General features: G+C 69.9%; 6 protein-coding genes and 3 pseudogenes. 5 read left to right on the top strand and 4 right to left on the bottom strand.

Translation table 11 applies throughout. The features are described from left to right. Positions 1-59 precede the first annotated feature (59 nt). The 3 genes and pseudogenes from AB0O40_RS10110 to AB0O40_RS10100 all read left to right on the top strand — a co-directional run. On the top strand, positions 60-8,063 hold the full coding sequence (locus AB0O40_RS10110; RefSeq protein WP_365037707.1) for a ricin-type beta-trefoil lectin domain protein: 8,004 nt from the start codon (positions 60-62) through the stop codon (positions 8,061-8,063). Between the two features lie 26 nt (positions 8,064-8,089). Further along, positions 8,090-8,416 (top strand): hypothetical protein, encoded by a 327-nt coding sequence (locus AB0O40_RS10105; protein ID WP_365037704.1) that lies wholly within the window; start codon positions 8,090-8,092, stop codon positions 8,414-8,416. A 330-nt stretch (positions 8,417-8,746) separates the two neighbouring features. Then, positions 8,747-8,890: pseudogene (locus AB0O40_RS10100) on the top strand (helix-turn-helix domain-containing protein); the annotation flags it as partial. Between the two features lie 159 nt (positions 8,891-9,049). Here AB0O40_RS10100 and AB0O40_RS10095 read toward each other — a convergent pair. Further along, positions 9,050-9,316, bottom strand: a complete 267-nt coding sequence (locus tag AB0O40_RS10095) for a hypothetical protein (protein WP_365037941.1) — start codon at positions 9,314-9,316, stop codon at positions 9,050-9,052. A 430-nt stretch (positions 9,317-9,746) separates the two neighbouring features. On the opposite strand from AB0O40_RS10095, the gene AB0O40_RS10090 reads away from it, so the two are divergent. Both AB0O40_RS10090 and AB0O40_RS10085 read left to right on the top strand, forming a co-directional pair. After that, a complete protein-coding gene (locus AB0O40_RS10090) occupies positions 9,747-10,103 on the top strand; it encodes an STAS domain-containing protein (protein ID WP_365037701.1) in 357 nt (118 codons plus the stop codon). 1,273 nt (positions 10,104-11,376) lie between these two features. Next, a pseudogene (locus AB0O40_RS10085) lies at positions 11,377-11,802 on the top strand (DUF2199 domain-containing protein); the annotation flags it as partial. 238 nt (positions 11,803-12,040) lie between these two features. On the opposite strand, the gene AB0O40_RS10080 reads toward AB0O40_RS10085, so the two are convergent. The 3 genes and pseudogenes from AB0O40_RS10080 to fxsT all read right to left on the bottom strand — a co-directional run. Further along, positions 12,041-12,355, bottom strand: a complete 315-nt coding sequence (locus AB0O40_RS10080) for a tetratricopeptide repeat protein (RefSeq protein ID WP_365037935.1) — start codon at positions 12,353-12,355, stop codon at positions 12,041-12,043. Further along, positions 12,344-12,565 (bottom strand): annotated as a pseudogene (locus tag AB0O40_RS10075) (tetratricopeptide repeat protein); the annotation flags it as partial. The pseudogene AB0O40_RS10075 and the gene AB0O40_RS10080, both read right to left, overlap by 12 nt. Positions 12,566-12,609: 44 nt before the next feature. Continuing rightward, positions 12,610-14,559: FxSxx-COOH system tetratricopeptide repeat protein (gene fxsT, locus AB0O40_RS10070; RefSeq protein WP_365037698.1), on the bottom strand; the 1,950-nt coding region annotated here is incomplete at its 5' end.

The raw sequence follows: 14,559 nt of genomic DNA, 5'->3' as shown, positions 1-14,559 counted from the left end.
CGGAACACGGCGGTGGGATCTCCCACCGCCGTTCTGTGTATGTGGGGTGCTTTCCGTATATGGCTGAATATCGACGCCGCAGCTCACGGCTGTGGCGCTGGATCCTGCGCACGGCGCGGGGGAGATGGACCGTTGCCGCGCTGCTGACGGCACTGCTGGTGCCGCTGGGTGCCCTCGCAGGACCCGACGGCCGGCCGCTCCTCGGCGGGCCGCTCTTCGAGGGGCTCTTCGGCGGGAACAGCGCCGACGGCGCCTTCCTGCACGACGGCGGCTACCGCTTCGAGGGCAAGAACTGGCGGCCGGTGAAGCTGCCCACGACCCCGGCGGTCGGCAGCCACACGCTGAAGCCGGCGGCCTTCTCCCACCCCAAGGGCTATCGCCCGCTGCGCCCGTACACGGCCGTGGCGCCGAAGTGGCCCAAGGCCGCGACCACCGTGGTCGCCCTGCCCAAGGGCGCCGGCAAGCCGGTCAAGGCCCCCGGCACGCCCGTGTGGATCGCCCCCGGCCGGACCGCCCCCAAGGCCGTCCGGGTGCAGGTCGCCCCGCACGCCGCGGCCGGCCGGGCCGGCGTCAACGGCATGCTCCTGGCGCTGCGTCCGCAGGGAGCCACCGCCGGGGCCGGCGTCCGCCTCGTCGTCGACTACGCCGCCATCCAGCAGGCCTTCGGCGGCGGCTACGGCTCCCGGCTGTCCCTGGTGACCCTCCCGGAGTGCGCGCTCACCACGCCCGAGCTCGCCTCCTGCCGTACGAAGACCCCTCTGAAGACCGAGAACCGGGTCGGCGCCGCGCAGCTGAGCGCGTCCGTCGCGATGGCCACCGCCGAGACCACCACCGTCGGCGTCACCTCGGACACCGGCGGCTCACAGGGCGACTTCGGCGCCACCTCGCTGAGCGCCTCGGGCACCTGGCAGGCCTCCGGCACCGGCTCCTACACGTACAGCTACCCGATCGACGTGCCGGCCGCCCTCGGCGGCAGCGCCCCCTCCGTCGGCCTGAACTACGACTCCCAGGCGGTCGACGGCGAGACCTCGGCCCGCAACTCCCAGGGCTCGTGGATCGGCGACGGCTGGTCGTACGCGCCCGGCTTCGTCGAGCGCTCCTACCGCGCCTGCACGACCTTCCTCGACGGCAACGGCGACAAGATCCTCAAGGGCTCCGGCGACAAGTGCTGGTCCGGCGCCAACGCCATCGTGTCGTTCGGCTCGCACAACGGCGTACTGATCCCCGACACCAAGGACCCGGGCGTCCCGAACCTGCTCCGCCAGTGGAAGCTGCGCGGTGACGACGGCACGGTCGTGCAGGAGCTCTCCGGCGCGGTCAACGGCCTCCAGGACGGCACGTACTTCCGCGTCCTGACCATGGACGGCACCGCCGCCTACTTCGGCGCCCAGCACGCCCCGACCGCGGCCGGCACCGCCGGCGCCATGGACGCCGCACCGACCGACACCTCCACCAAGTCCGCCTGGGGCGTCCCGGTCCTGCACCCGCGCTCCGGCGACCCCTGCTACGACAGCGCCAAGGGCAAGGCCTCGCGCTGCGCCAAGCCGGAGGGCTGGCGCTGGAACCTGGACTTCGTCGTCACCCAGAACGGCTTCGTCCAGCGCTACGACTACTCCACCGAGTCCAACTACTACGACCTCGGCGGCGGCCAGGCGGCCGCCGGTGCGGACGGCACGCTGGTCTCCTACACCCGCGGCGGCGCGCTGAGCCTCATCTCGTACGGCTACACCCTCGCCGACGCGCGGGCCTCCCGGGCCCCGGCCGCACAGGTCGACTTCGCCACCGTGCAGCGCTGCCAGACCGACGCGACCTTCACGGACTGCTCGGCGGGCAACCTGAAGGACGCCACCTCCCCCCACTGGCCGGACACGCCGTGGGACCTGCACTGCGACTCGACGGACACCACCCACCTGCCCACCGGGTCGCAGACCATCCCGGCCAACGTCTGCATCACCTACTCGCCGACCTTCTGGTCCACCACCCGGCTGGACTCCATCACCACCAAGGTCAACGTCAAGGCGACCGGCCAGCTCACCGCCGTCGACACCTACAAGCTCCGCCAGATCTACTCCGACGCCGGCGGCACCGTCGACCCGGTCACCGGCACCTCCGTCGACCCGGCCCACCACGGCGTCCTCCAGGCCGTCCAGTGGCTGCAGTCCGTCAAGCACACCGGCAAGGACACCTACGGCAACGGCAACACCGACCTCGCGCTGAACCAGGTGTCGTTCACCGGCACCGAGATCGACAACCGGGTCAACGACGTCGAGCCCTCCGCCCCGCCGCTCTACCACCCGCGCATCTCGTCCGTGCAGACCGAGACGGGCGAGTCCATCGCGGTCGAGTACAACTCCGCGCCCTGCGCGGGGAAGACCCTCGACATCGCGCAGGCCGACGCCAACACCGAGTCCTGCTACCCGGTCTACTGGGCGCCACCGGGCGCGAGCAAGCCCGTCGCCGACTGGTTCAACAAGGTCACCGTCCACCAGGTGACGGTCTCCGACCTGACCGTCGCCGGCCAGTACCAGCCCGACCAGCGCAAGATCCCGGCCGGCTCCGAGCCACAGGTCTCGACCTACGCCTACGCCGGTGCCGCCTGGCACCGTGACGACTCCGAGCTGAGCAACGACCTCTACCGCACCTGGGACAGGTTCCGCGGCTTCCGCACGGTCACCGTGCAGACCGGCCGGGCGCCGGAGCCGGTGACGCAGTCCGTCACCACCTACCTCCAGGGCATGGACGGCGACTACAAGAAGGACGGCACCCGCCGCTCCGTCACCCGCACCGCCCAGGTCGGCGGCCAGACCGTGCAGACCATCACCGACGCCGACCAACTGGCCGGCATCGCGCTCCAGACGGACACCTACACCAAGGCCGGCGGCACCATCACCGCCACCTCGGTGAACGGCCCATTCACCTTCACCACCACCGCCACGCACCCCCAGACGCCGTGGACGGACTGGACGCAGACCGAGTACCCGGGCGACCCGAAGCCGGCCCTGTCCACCCTCCCGGACGTACTGGCCCGCCGGCTCAAGACCACCCAGGTCCACGGCTACGCGCTGCTGGCCGACGGCACCTGGCGGCACACCCGCCAGGACTCCACGTACGACACCGAGGGCCGCATCTCCTCGATCGACTCCTACGGCGACGTCAGCGTCCCCGCCCAGCGCAAGTGCGCCACCACGGCGTACGCCACCCCGCCGGCCGGGAACACGGCGATGCTGTCGTACCCGAAGCAGCTCACCACCTACAGCGGTGACTGCGCGAACGCCCCGACGCCGACGACCACGCTGACCGACCGGCAGATCTACTACAACGGCGACGGCACGCTCACCAACCTCGGCGCCTTCGGCACCGTCTCCGCCACCGGCAAGTCCACCGGCGTCCGCATCGCCACCGGCTTCACCGGCACCACCGAGAACTGGCGGACGACCACGGCGCTCAAGTACGACGGCGCCTCCCGCGCCACCGACAGCACCGACGCCACCGGCCAGAGCACGCACACCGACTTCACCCCGGCCTGGTCCGCGGCGGGCGGCAACACCAACCCGACCGGCCTGACCACCACCAACTCCAAGTCGTGGACCACCTCGTCGGTCTTCGGCCCGCTGCGCGGCCTGCCCACGCAGACCGTCGACGCCAACGGCCGCAAGACGGAGATCACCTACGACGCCCTCGGCCGCCGTACCGCCGTCTGGATGCCCGGCCGGGACAAGGGCGCCGGCGAGAGCGCGGACATGACGTACGCGTACTCGATCAACCCCGGCGCAGTGCCGGCTCCGGGCGACACCGTCACCCAGCCCGGCGCGCCCTCCGCGGTGACGACCAAGTCGCTGCGCGAGGACGGGACGTACGCCACGTCCATCACGATCTACGACGGCATGCTCCAGCCCCGCCAGACCCAGGTCAGCGCGATGGGCGACAGCAACTCCGGCCGCGTGATCTCGGACCGCTTCTACGACTCGCACGGCTGGCCGCTCGCGGCCTACCAGGCGTACTCGGAGCCGAGCAGCCTTCCCTCGACGACGCTGTACGCGGCGAACGAGAACGAGGTCCCGGCCGAGTCCACCACCGAGTACGACGGCCAGGGCCGCTCGGTGAAGCAGACGCTCTGGCACCAGGCCGTCGAGCAGTGGCACAGCTCCACCGACTACCCCGGCGCCGACGAAGTCGACTCCACCGCCCCCGGCGGCGGCCGCACCGAGGCCGTCTTCACCGACGCCGGCGGCCGCACCACGTCCTCCGTGGTGAAGAACAGCGGCACCACGGTCAAGCTGCTGCGCGGCGACGGCATCCCCTCCGGCAGCTCGGTGACCTCCGCCAGCGTCCGCCTCGCCATGCAGGCCGACGGCAACCTGGTGCTCTCGTCGCTGACCACCGGCAAGTCGCTGTGGTCCACCGGCACCACCGGCAACAGCGGCGCCTACGCGAAGTTCGGCACGGACGGCAACCTGGCCGTCTTCTCCACCGCCGGCGCCCAGCTCTGGACGAGCGGCCTCGCCGCCTCGACCGGTCTGACGCTGGAGGTCCGCAACGACGCCGACCTGACGATCCTGGGCAGCTCCGGCGCCGCCGCCTGGTCCTCGGCCACCGCGGGCCGCGCGGCCGTCGCGGACGCCACGACCCGCTACGGCTACGACGCCTGGGGCCGGACCACCTCCGTCAAGGACACCGCGGGCAACACCTGGTCGTACACGTACGACTTCCTCGGCCAGGCCCTCACCGCGACGGACCCGAACACCGGCACCACCACCTACGACAAGTACGACGTCGCGGGCAACCTGCTCCAGACCACGGACGCCCGCGGCCAGACCGTCTCCTACACCTACGACTGGAACAACCGCCGCACCGCGTCCTACGGCGCCGCCTGGTCGGCCACCCCGGACCCGGCCAAGCAGCTCTCCGGCTGGGCCTACGACACCCTGGCCAAGGGCTTCCTGACCTCCTCGACCCGCTACGTCACGGGTGCGAGCGGCAAGGCGTACACCTCGGCCGTCACCGGCTACAACACCGAGGGCCAACCCACCGGCTCCTCGCTGACGATCCCGGCCTCGGACGGCTTCGCCGCCCCGGGCCAGGCCGCTCCGCCGGCCTCGGGCACGGTCACGTACACCACGTCCGCCCGCTACACCCCGACCAACGGCATGCTGTCGACGGTCCACTACGGCGCCGACGGCAACCTGCCGGCCGAGGACATCGACTACGGCTACACCCAGCAGGGCAACCTGGACACCGTCGGCGGCTACATCACCGCCGCCAACACGCCCGCCTACCTGTCCACCGCGGTGCACGACGCGTTCGGCCGGGTGCTCCAGGCGAACTACGGCCCGGCCGGCAAACAGCTGGCGACGTTCACCCAGTTCGACGGCACCACCGGACGGGTCAGCCAGGCCTCGTCCATGACCCAGACGTCGGCGACCGCCCTGGACGTCGTCAAGTACCGCTACAACGCGTCGGGCGAGGTCACCGCGGTCGACGACCTGCGGGACAACACCACGCACGACACGCAGTGCTTCACCTACGACTCCTTCCAGCGGCTCGCGTCCGCCTGGACGGACACCGCCGGCATCACCGATCCGACCGCGGCCGTGCCCGGCGCGCTCGGCGGCTGCACCAACAAGCGGGTGCAGAACACCTCGCAGCTCGGCGGCCCGGCGCCGTACTGGCAGGACTACACCTTCAACCTGCTCGGCGACCGCACCGGCTTCGTCAACCACGACGTCACCGGCAACGCGCTGAACAACACCACCCAGTCCATCCCCTACACCGGCACCGACGCCGGCCTCGCCGCCACCCTGCCCAACCAGGCGGGCGCGGCGAAGAACACGGGCCCGACGGGTACGGCGACGACCACGCCGACGTACACCGACCCGGCCTACGCCAACAAGAACGCGGGTCGCACCATGACCCGCAAGGTGACCGCCACCGGTCCGCTGAGCACCGGCTTCACCCTCACCGGCGGCGGCAAGAAGTGCATCGAGGACGCCGGCGGATCCACCACCCCCGGCACCAAGGTGCAGATCGCCACCTGCTCGGGCAGCAGCACCGCGCAGAAGTGGACGGTCGGCACCGACGGCACCGTCAAGGTGCTCGGCCTGTGCCTGGACACCACCGCCAACGCCACGGTCGCCGGCACCCTCGTGGTGATCGACACGTGCAGCACCGACACCACCCAGAAGTGGAAGGTCACCACCACCGGCACGCTGGTCAGCAACGCCAACAGCGCGCTGTGCCTGACCGACCCGGCGGCCAGCGCCACCAACGGCACCCAGCTGACGCTCGCGACCTGCGGCTCCAGCGGCCAGGTGTGGACCAGCGCCGCCACCGCCAACGGGCCCGTCCCGGCCGGCCAGACCCAGACCCTCACCTACGACACCGAAGGCCGCACCCAGAGCGTCGCCACCGGCAACGGCACCGGGAGCAACACCAGCAAGTACCTCTACGACGCCGACGGCGGGCTGCTGATCCAGACCGCGGCGGTCAACGGCGTCGACAAGAAGCGCGTCCTGTACCTCTTCGGCGGCAGCGAGCAGATCACGCTCGACGTCACCGCCAAGACGTTCACCGGGCGCCGCTACCTCAAGGGCCCCGACGGCACCGTCGTGACCCGCTCCTCCACCGGCGCCGTCAGCTACCAGCTCGGCGACGCGGCGGGCACCGCCACCACGTCCGTGGACGCCACGACCCTCGCGGTCACCCGGCGCTCCTTCGACCCGTACGGCAACTCCCGCGGAGCCAAGCCCGCGACCTGGGTCGGGGCCGACGAGAACCACGGCTTCCTGGGCCAGCCGGCCGACCCGGTCACCGGGTTGAACCTGCTGGGCGCGCGCAACTACGACCCGCTCACCGGTCGCTTCCTCACCCCGGACCCGATCTTCCAGGCCGGGGACCCGAACCAGATGGGCGGCTACAGCTACGCGGCGGACAACCCCGCCAGCAGCGCCGACCCCACCGGGTTCGACGACTGGTACAACGACCCGTCGATGAACACCTGCGTCATCGACTGCAACAAGGCGCCCGAGGTCTCCACCACGACGCCCAACACCAGCGTGACCTCCAGCGGCAACACCGTCACGGTCAACGGCTACACGGTGAAGGGCATCCACAACACCCAGAAGTTCATGGACAAGTACGTCCAGGAGCTCGAGGGCTACTTCAAGCAGGGCGGCGGCTACGGCATCGAGTCGCCGAACCAGATGATGGCCGACATCGCGTCCGCGCTGATGGGGGCCTGCTGGGACGACAAGACCTGCAACAACTCCCAGGCCACGCGCTCGTTCCTGTACGACATCTACTGCATGAACGAGGAGTTCGTCTTCGGCTGGGACGGCGCGATGGGCGCCGGCGCGGAGGTCAAGCCCAAGGTCAGCTCCGCGGAGGCGGCCAAGGCGGCCGAGCTCGACGCGGCGAAGTCCCGGGCCGGCACGGCGGGCGACACCGCGAAGGAGGCAGCAGCCGGAGACGGCCGCGGCACACAGGAGAAGACGACAGCAGAGGAGGCCGCGAAGCCGGCGACCAAGCCGAGCGAACCGGCCGCGGGCGCCGAGGGAACGAAGGCCGCACCGGCCCCCAAGGCCATCGAGCCCGCACCGGTGCGCAAGGCCCTCACCGCGGGACCGACCCGCAAGGCCCTGCCCGCCGCCCCGAGCCGGCCCGCACTGACGCAGTCGCCGATGGCGGAGGCCCAGGGCTGGCAGGGCAGCGAGAGCTACCCCGGCATCGACTCGTACCGCTCGATCACGCTCCGCGAGGGCGACACGCTGTACGGCGGCTACCCCGGTCCGGGCGCGTACCTCACCACCCCCGACGGGTTCGCGCTCGCCGGGGGTGACGCGACGGCTTACTATCAGGGCGTCCAGGTGGGTGCCTGGAAGGGCACGTACCGCCAGTTCATGCGGGAGTACACGGTCACGCAGAACACGCAGGCCGCGTACGGCATCACCGAGGCCAACCCGCAGTACGGCGCCGGCGGCCTGCCGCAGGTGTACCTGCCGAACTGGCAGCAGGTGCTGTCGCCGGTCCGGGACCACCCGATGAAGAACTGGGGCGGTGCAGAGTGACGATCGGAAACGAAAGGCCCCCAACGATGATCGAGATCGCCCCCGGGAATCCCGCGAGCCACGAGCCCTGGCGCAACCTGCTGCCCGTGGTCGAGCTGCTGCTCGCGCACGGCAACCGGTACGTGGCGGGTCGCGAGGGCTTCGTCGTGGACCCGCGCGGCGGCGGCGCGGAATGCGCGCTGGAGCTGCCGCTGGACTTCGACCTGCTGGAGGCCGAAGTGACCTTCCCCGACACGGTGGACGCCGGTCGCGAAGGCGACGGCATCCTGGACCGCGGGACGTGGTGCATGATCTCGGGCCCGGGCGAGCGCGCGAGCAGGTTCGTCCTGCCCAGGCGCCTGGACCTGGACTAACGGACACCACCACCAGCGGCCACGGCCCCTGAGCCACGCCAAGAGATCCCGTCCGGTCGCAAGACCGGTCGGGATCTCGGCGTTCGGTGCGGACCCCGGCGCGGCCGGCGCCTCCAGGCCCCGACCGCGCTCGCCCCGCTGATCGAGGCCCGGGCCTGGGCGGGCCGGCCGGCATCCGCGGTATGACCTTGCAGGCCATGTCCGACGACGCCCTGCTCGCTGCTCAGCTGGATGGCGGAGAAGCCCAAAGACGGAGACGGGCCGGCCGAGGAACCGGATGGGGCCGAGCACAGCCACCGCCGGCCTCTCAGCGATGTCCAGTTCCTCACCGTGGCAGAGGTTGCTGAGGTCATGAGGGTCTCGAAGATGACCGTCTACCGCCTCGTGCACAACGGTCACCTCCCCGCGATTTGTGTCGGGCGAGCATTCCGTGTCCCGGAGAAGGCCGTACACGAATACCTCCGGGAGAGTTACGCGGAGTGGTCCGTGCACGCTGGCAGCCGAGGCAGGAGTAGCCGCAGCAGGCCGGGCGCCGGTACCGGGGTCGTAGCCCTGGCAGGTCCCGGGCGGTGCGGCTGCGCCAGCCCTCCGGCGGCAGAGGGTACAGGTGGTCGGGCCGGCTGGGTGGGGCGGTCAGCAGGCGTCAGTCCACCCGATACGCACGGCGGTGAGGGTGTAGCCCGGGCCGGAGGTGGAACGGCCGGGTTTGACGCACCAGATGCCTTCAGCGCCCGTGCCGGCCCAGCGGACTTTGAGCTGGACTCGGCCGGTGACCCGGGCGTTGACGACCGAGAAGTTGCGCTGGGGGTGAGCCAGGGGCTGGTAGCCGAAGGTGGGTTGCGCGTACGTACCGACGCGGCTTGCCGCGGTGGTGGGGTTGAGGCCGTTGTAGATGCACACGATGCCCCCAGGACAGCTAGGGGCGGCGTGAGCTGTCGTGGGAGTGAGCAGTACGGCCGCCGTCCCGATTGCTGCGATACCGGAGACGATGGTGCTTTTGCTGACCATGTTGCCCTCCACCGAGAGAAATGCCCGGCGGGCGACTCACGCATCGGGCGGACGGCCCCCCAAGTAGCGTAGGCAGCTGCGACCGGCATGGCAATTTGTGCCCACCCTTGCCCGTCGTTGCGGCCGCGGCGGCCTGTCTCGCGCGGCTGGTGTCTTCGCCGGCGCAGGCGCCGGGTCGGTGCACCCGCGCCGGGGCTGCAACGGCTGTCCGGTAGCGGGCCTACAGGGGGTCGTGGGGCCGTTTAGCCTGCGGCGGGCTGGCCTTCGTCGGATACCGGGACCTACGGTGTGGGCCCGGAAGGGTCGGTGAGAGGCGGGTGGCGTGGATCAGGTCTACGGCTACGACACGGGCGCGGACATCCCCGTCCAGCACCAGGACGACATGGTGGTGGTGCGCCCCACGGGTGAACTGGATATCGACCGCGCGACGGGCCTCAAACGTGTGCTCTTGGCGGAGCTGGCCCGTACCCCGCAGCCGGGCCGCCTGGTTGTCGACATGACCGGCGTGACCTTTTGCGACTCCACGGGCCTGAACGCTCTGCTGACCGCCCGCCGGCAGGCAGGAGACCAGAACGTGCCCTTGGTCCTGTCCGGGGCGCGGGATCAGTTTCTGCGGTTGCTGGAGCTGACGGACACCTTGCTGTTGTTCACGCTCGAGCCGGCCCCGCCGGTTGTGTAGGGCTGGGGCCTGCAGGGCGGCGCTTGGGCGAGGTCTGCCACCGGGGGCTGAAGTGTCCTGCCGCCCTAGGACAATGGTTTCGCTGTCAGCTTGTGTTCGGATTCGTCTGGTGCGGCTTGGGACTCAACCACGGTGACAGCAGGGGCGTAAGGGGCTTTTCAGACGCCGCCCCGACGATCGAGATGGCCTCGGAGCCGGGTAGGCCGTGTGCCCGCCTGGTCGCGGAGAGGCCACCCGCCACCGGATGCCGGCCTGCGACCTGCTGGACGGGAGGGCCGGCTTCTGACCCGCCTCGGCGGCATCCAGTACGCCGCCCGATGGAACGCGCTGCACGGTAATGCCGTCGGCGCTGATGTTCACCTCCGCCTCGCCTCCATCAGCAGCCCGGATCATCATTTCCCCTGTGTCCTGATCCGTCTGTGCAGTGTGAGGATCCAGTACGTCGCGACTGGCCTGCTCGTCGAGGACGACAGGCTCGCCGCCAGCGAAGCGGTGCATGGAAAACCCGTACCCCATTGCCTTCCTTCCACTTCCCTATAGCTCCGCCTCGGCGTCGAGTTCTTCGTCGACGATGTCGGTGTACAGATCATCAAGTGTCGCGCCGGTCCGACGCGCCCTCTCCCAGAGCGGTTACTGGGGCCGAGGACCGGTGTCTGCGTGCCGCTTCCGTGGTGTCACACAACCCTGTCACACCCGATGTGACAGGGCGATTGTCACATGCTCTGACCTGCGATGACCTACCTGTCCCCCCTTCCTTTCGTGGATGTCACATCCGGATGTGACATGGCGGCGGACGGCCCCACACGCGGGGGTGGCCCGGGTCCTCCTGGCGGGTGAATATGTCCTTGCCTGCCCCCGCATAGAAGGGGTTCATAATCCCAACTCGCGCTAAGCCACTGCTTTCGGCAGATTCCGAAATCTTTCGGCGTGTTTCCGGCGCGGCCATTCGGGCAATCCGATGTGCGATTGGAGTGTATTCCATGGCGCGTTCGAATCTGCGTGAGGTGTACAACAAGGGCCAGGCCGCGGGCCGGCTGCGCGTCCCGGTGGCCGCGTGGTGGTGGGCGGCGGGCTCGGGCCTGGTCCCACTGTGACTGAGCGCGGTAGTTGGCCGTTGAGCACGCTAGTTGGCACCTGAGCGTGATGGTGGACCACGCAGGGCGGGGGAGGGGGCCACCCGAAGAGCTGACGTCCGTCACTAGGCTCCAGCCTCATGACCAGTGATCCCGGGTTCACCTGCACGTGCTGCGGCGCCCACCACCCTGACTTGCCGATGAACTACACGGCCGAGGCCCCCGCGGTGTGGGATTCGGCTTTCGCCGACGCCGACGACTGCCTGCTGTCGTCCGACCAGTGTGTGGTCCGCGGGCACCAATACTTCGTGAAGGGCCTGATCGAGATACCGGTGATCGGCAGCGATGAGGTCTTTTCCTGGGGGGTCTGGGTCTCGCTCAGCCGTGAGAACTTCTTCCGAGCCGCAGACCTGTGGGACAGCCCCGGCCGGGAGTGCGAGAAGCCGTACTTCGGCTGGCTCACTACCGAGCTGCCGGTCTATCCGGCCACGACCCTCAACCTGAAGACGTACGTCCACACCCGCCCGGTCGGTGAGCGCCCCTTCGTCGAGCTTGAGCCCACCGATCACCCCCTCGCGGTCGAGCAGCGCACGGGGATCGACCTGGACCGTGTGCGGGAGATCGCGCCGCGCGTTTACCGGGTAAACGCCATCGCCCTGTGGCCTCTCCAGCCTGCCTCACCAAGGGCTTCTTCCCGCCGGTCTACCTGTATGGATGCCGGGCAGCCGCGAACGGGAGCGCACTGCGGCCGAGCGGCCGACGCCGCCCCGGCCCACACGAAGGACGAATCCATGAGCTGGGCCAATGGTCGTGCTGGCCTCCTCGGTAGTGGAGGGGAGTGTGTCTCCGTTCAGAGCTCGACGGTTACTTGGACACGAGGCAGATCACGCCAATGCCGATGAACAGCATCAGCGTGATCGCGAGGGCTTTCTTGCCGGTACCGAGTCGGCTCGACGGGATGAAGGTCCGGGGAGTGGGGGAGAGCTGTTTTGTCTTCCAGTGGGCGAGGTTGTTCCGGGTGAGGAGGATGGAGGGGTGGTCTTCGCCCAGCACCCGTGTTCGGTCGGCCAGAAGGTCTGTGTAGGCCTGGACTGCGCCGGCCGCATCCCCTGACGTGGCCTTCCAGTGGGCGAGGTTGTTCCGGGTGAAGAGGGTGTCGGGGTGGTCTTCGCCCAGCACCCGCGTTCGGTCGGCCACAAGGTCTGTGTAGGCCTGGACTGCGCCGGCCACATCCCCCGCCTCCCCCTTCCAGGAGGCGAGGTTGTTCCGGGTGGTGAGGGTGGAGGGGTGGTCTTCGCCCAGCACCCGCGTCTGGTCGGCCAGAAGGTCTGTGTAGGCCTGGACTGCGCCGGCCGCATCCCCTGACGTGGCCTTCCAGTGGGCGAGGTTGTTCCGGGTGGTAGGGGAGCAGGTCTCCGTTCAGAGCTCGACGGTTACTTGGACATGAGGCAGATCACGCCAATGCCGATGAACAACATCAGCGTGATCGCGAAGGCTTTCATGCCGGCGCCGAGTCGGTCCGACGGGACGACGACCCGGGGAACGGGGGAGAGCTGCTTTGTCTTCCAGTGGGCGACGTTGTTCCGGGTGAGGAGGGTGGAGGGGTGGTCTTCGCCCAGCACCCGCGTTCGGTCAGCCAGGAGATCTGCGAAGGCCTCGACCGCGCCGGCCACATCCCCCGCCTCCCCCTTCCAGTGGGCGAGGTTGTTCCGGGTGAGGAGGGTGTCGGGGTGGTCTTCGCCCAGCACCCGCGTCTGGTCAGCCAGGAGATCTGCGAAGGCCTCGACCACGCCGGCCACATCCCCCGCCTCCCCCTTCCAGGAGGCGAGGTTGTTCCGGGTGGCGAGGGTGTCGGGGTGGTCTTCGCCCAGCACCCGCGTCTGGTCAGCCAGAAGGTCTGCGTAGGCCTGGACAGCACCGGCCACATCCCCTGACGTGGCCCTCCAAGAGGCAAGGTTGCCCCGGGCGGTGAGGGTGAAGGGGTGGTCTTCGCCCAGCACCCGCGTCTGGTCAGCCAGGAGGTCTGCGTAGGCCTGGACAGCGCCGGCCACATCCCCCGCCTCCCCCTTCCAGGAGGCGAGGTTGTTCCGGGTGGTGAGGGTGGAGGGGTGGTCTTCGCCCAGCACCCGCGTTCGGTCAGCCAGGAGGTCTGCGTAGGCCTGGACAGCGCCGGCCACATCCCCCGCCTCCCCCTTCCAGTGGGCGAGGTTGTTCCGGGTGAGGAGGGTGTCGGGGTGGTCTTCGCCCAGCACCCGAGTTCGGTCAGCCAGGAGATCTGCGTAGGCCTCGACCGCGCCGGCCACATCCCCTGACATGGCTTTCCAGTGGGCGAGGTTGTTCCGGGTGGTGAGGGTGTCGGGGTGGTCTTCGCCCAGCACCCGCGTTCGGTCAGCCAGGAGGTCTGCGAAGGCCTGGGCCGCGCTGGCCGTATCCCCCGCGTCCCCCTTCGCGGAGGCGAGGTTGTTCCGGGTGGTGAGGGTGTCGGGGTGGTCTTCGCCCAGCACCCGCATCTGGTCGGCCAGGAGGTCAGCGGACGTTTGGGCCGCGCCGGCTGCATCCCCAGCCTCTCCCTTCCAGTGGGCGAGGTTGCCCCGGGCGGTGAAGGTGTCGGGGTGATCTTCGCCGAGGCGGCTGCGGATGGTACCGGTGAGGTGCCGGAAGTAGTCCACGGCAGCGTTGACCTGGCCTGATTTACCAAGGCTGTTGCCAAGGAGGAAGACCAGTGTGTGGGCTTCGGGCTGGGTCAGGGCGCCTGCGGCGTGGCCCATGAGAGCGTTGGCGTTGGCGCGCAGCATCTGGGCGAAGGCAGTGTCGCGTTCGATTTGGGGCCAGGCGTCGATGAGACCGTCGCCGGCGGTGCGGGCGGTCTGGTGCTGCTGCTCTTCGGTGAGGGTGTCGCGGGTAGTGCGTTGGATCAGTTGGTGGATTCTGACGGTCTGGTGGGGGGCGGCGGGTTGGTGGTCGATGAGGCTGAGCCGGTCCAGGGCCCGCAAGGTACGTGCCGCGTCGGCGGGGGAGACGGCGGCCAGCTCCGGGCTGACCTTGGCTGCAGCTCGGTGGGCGGCGAGGTGGATGCGTGCTGCGTGGCTGGTGAGGACGGTTTGGGGGATGCCGTTGGGGTCGAGGAGGGAGGCGAGGTGGAGCATGGGGCGGGCCAGGCCTGCCGGTTGGAGGGTGTCGGCGCGGTCGATGGATAGGGACCAGGCCGCGGCCAGAGCCGTGGCTTGCTCGTCAGGCAGAGTGTCGGGGGCCAAGTGGTCGAGTGTGGTGGCGCGGTCGGCCAGCAGTACCCGGTACGAGGCCACACTCTCGCCCGCGTCAACGAGGTAGGCGACCGCCTGGGCCAGCGCCAAGGGCAGATGCCCGAGGTCGTGAGCAAGCGA

The organism is Streptomyces sp. NPDC089919 (genome assembly GCF_040684615.1).
Classification (GTDB): Bacteria; Actinomycetota; Actinomycetes; order Streptomycetales; family Streptomycetaceae; genus Streptomyces.
This window is presented reverse-complemented; position numbering and strand designations above follow the sequence as displayed.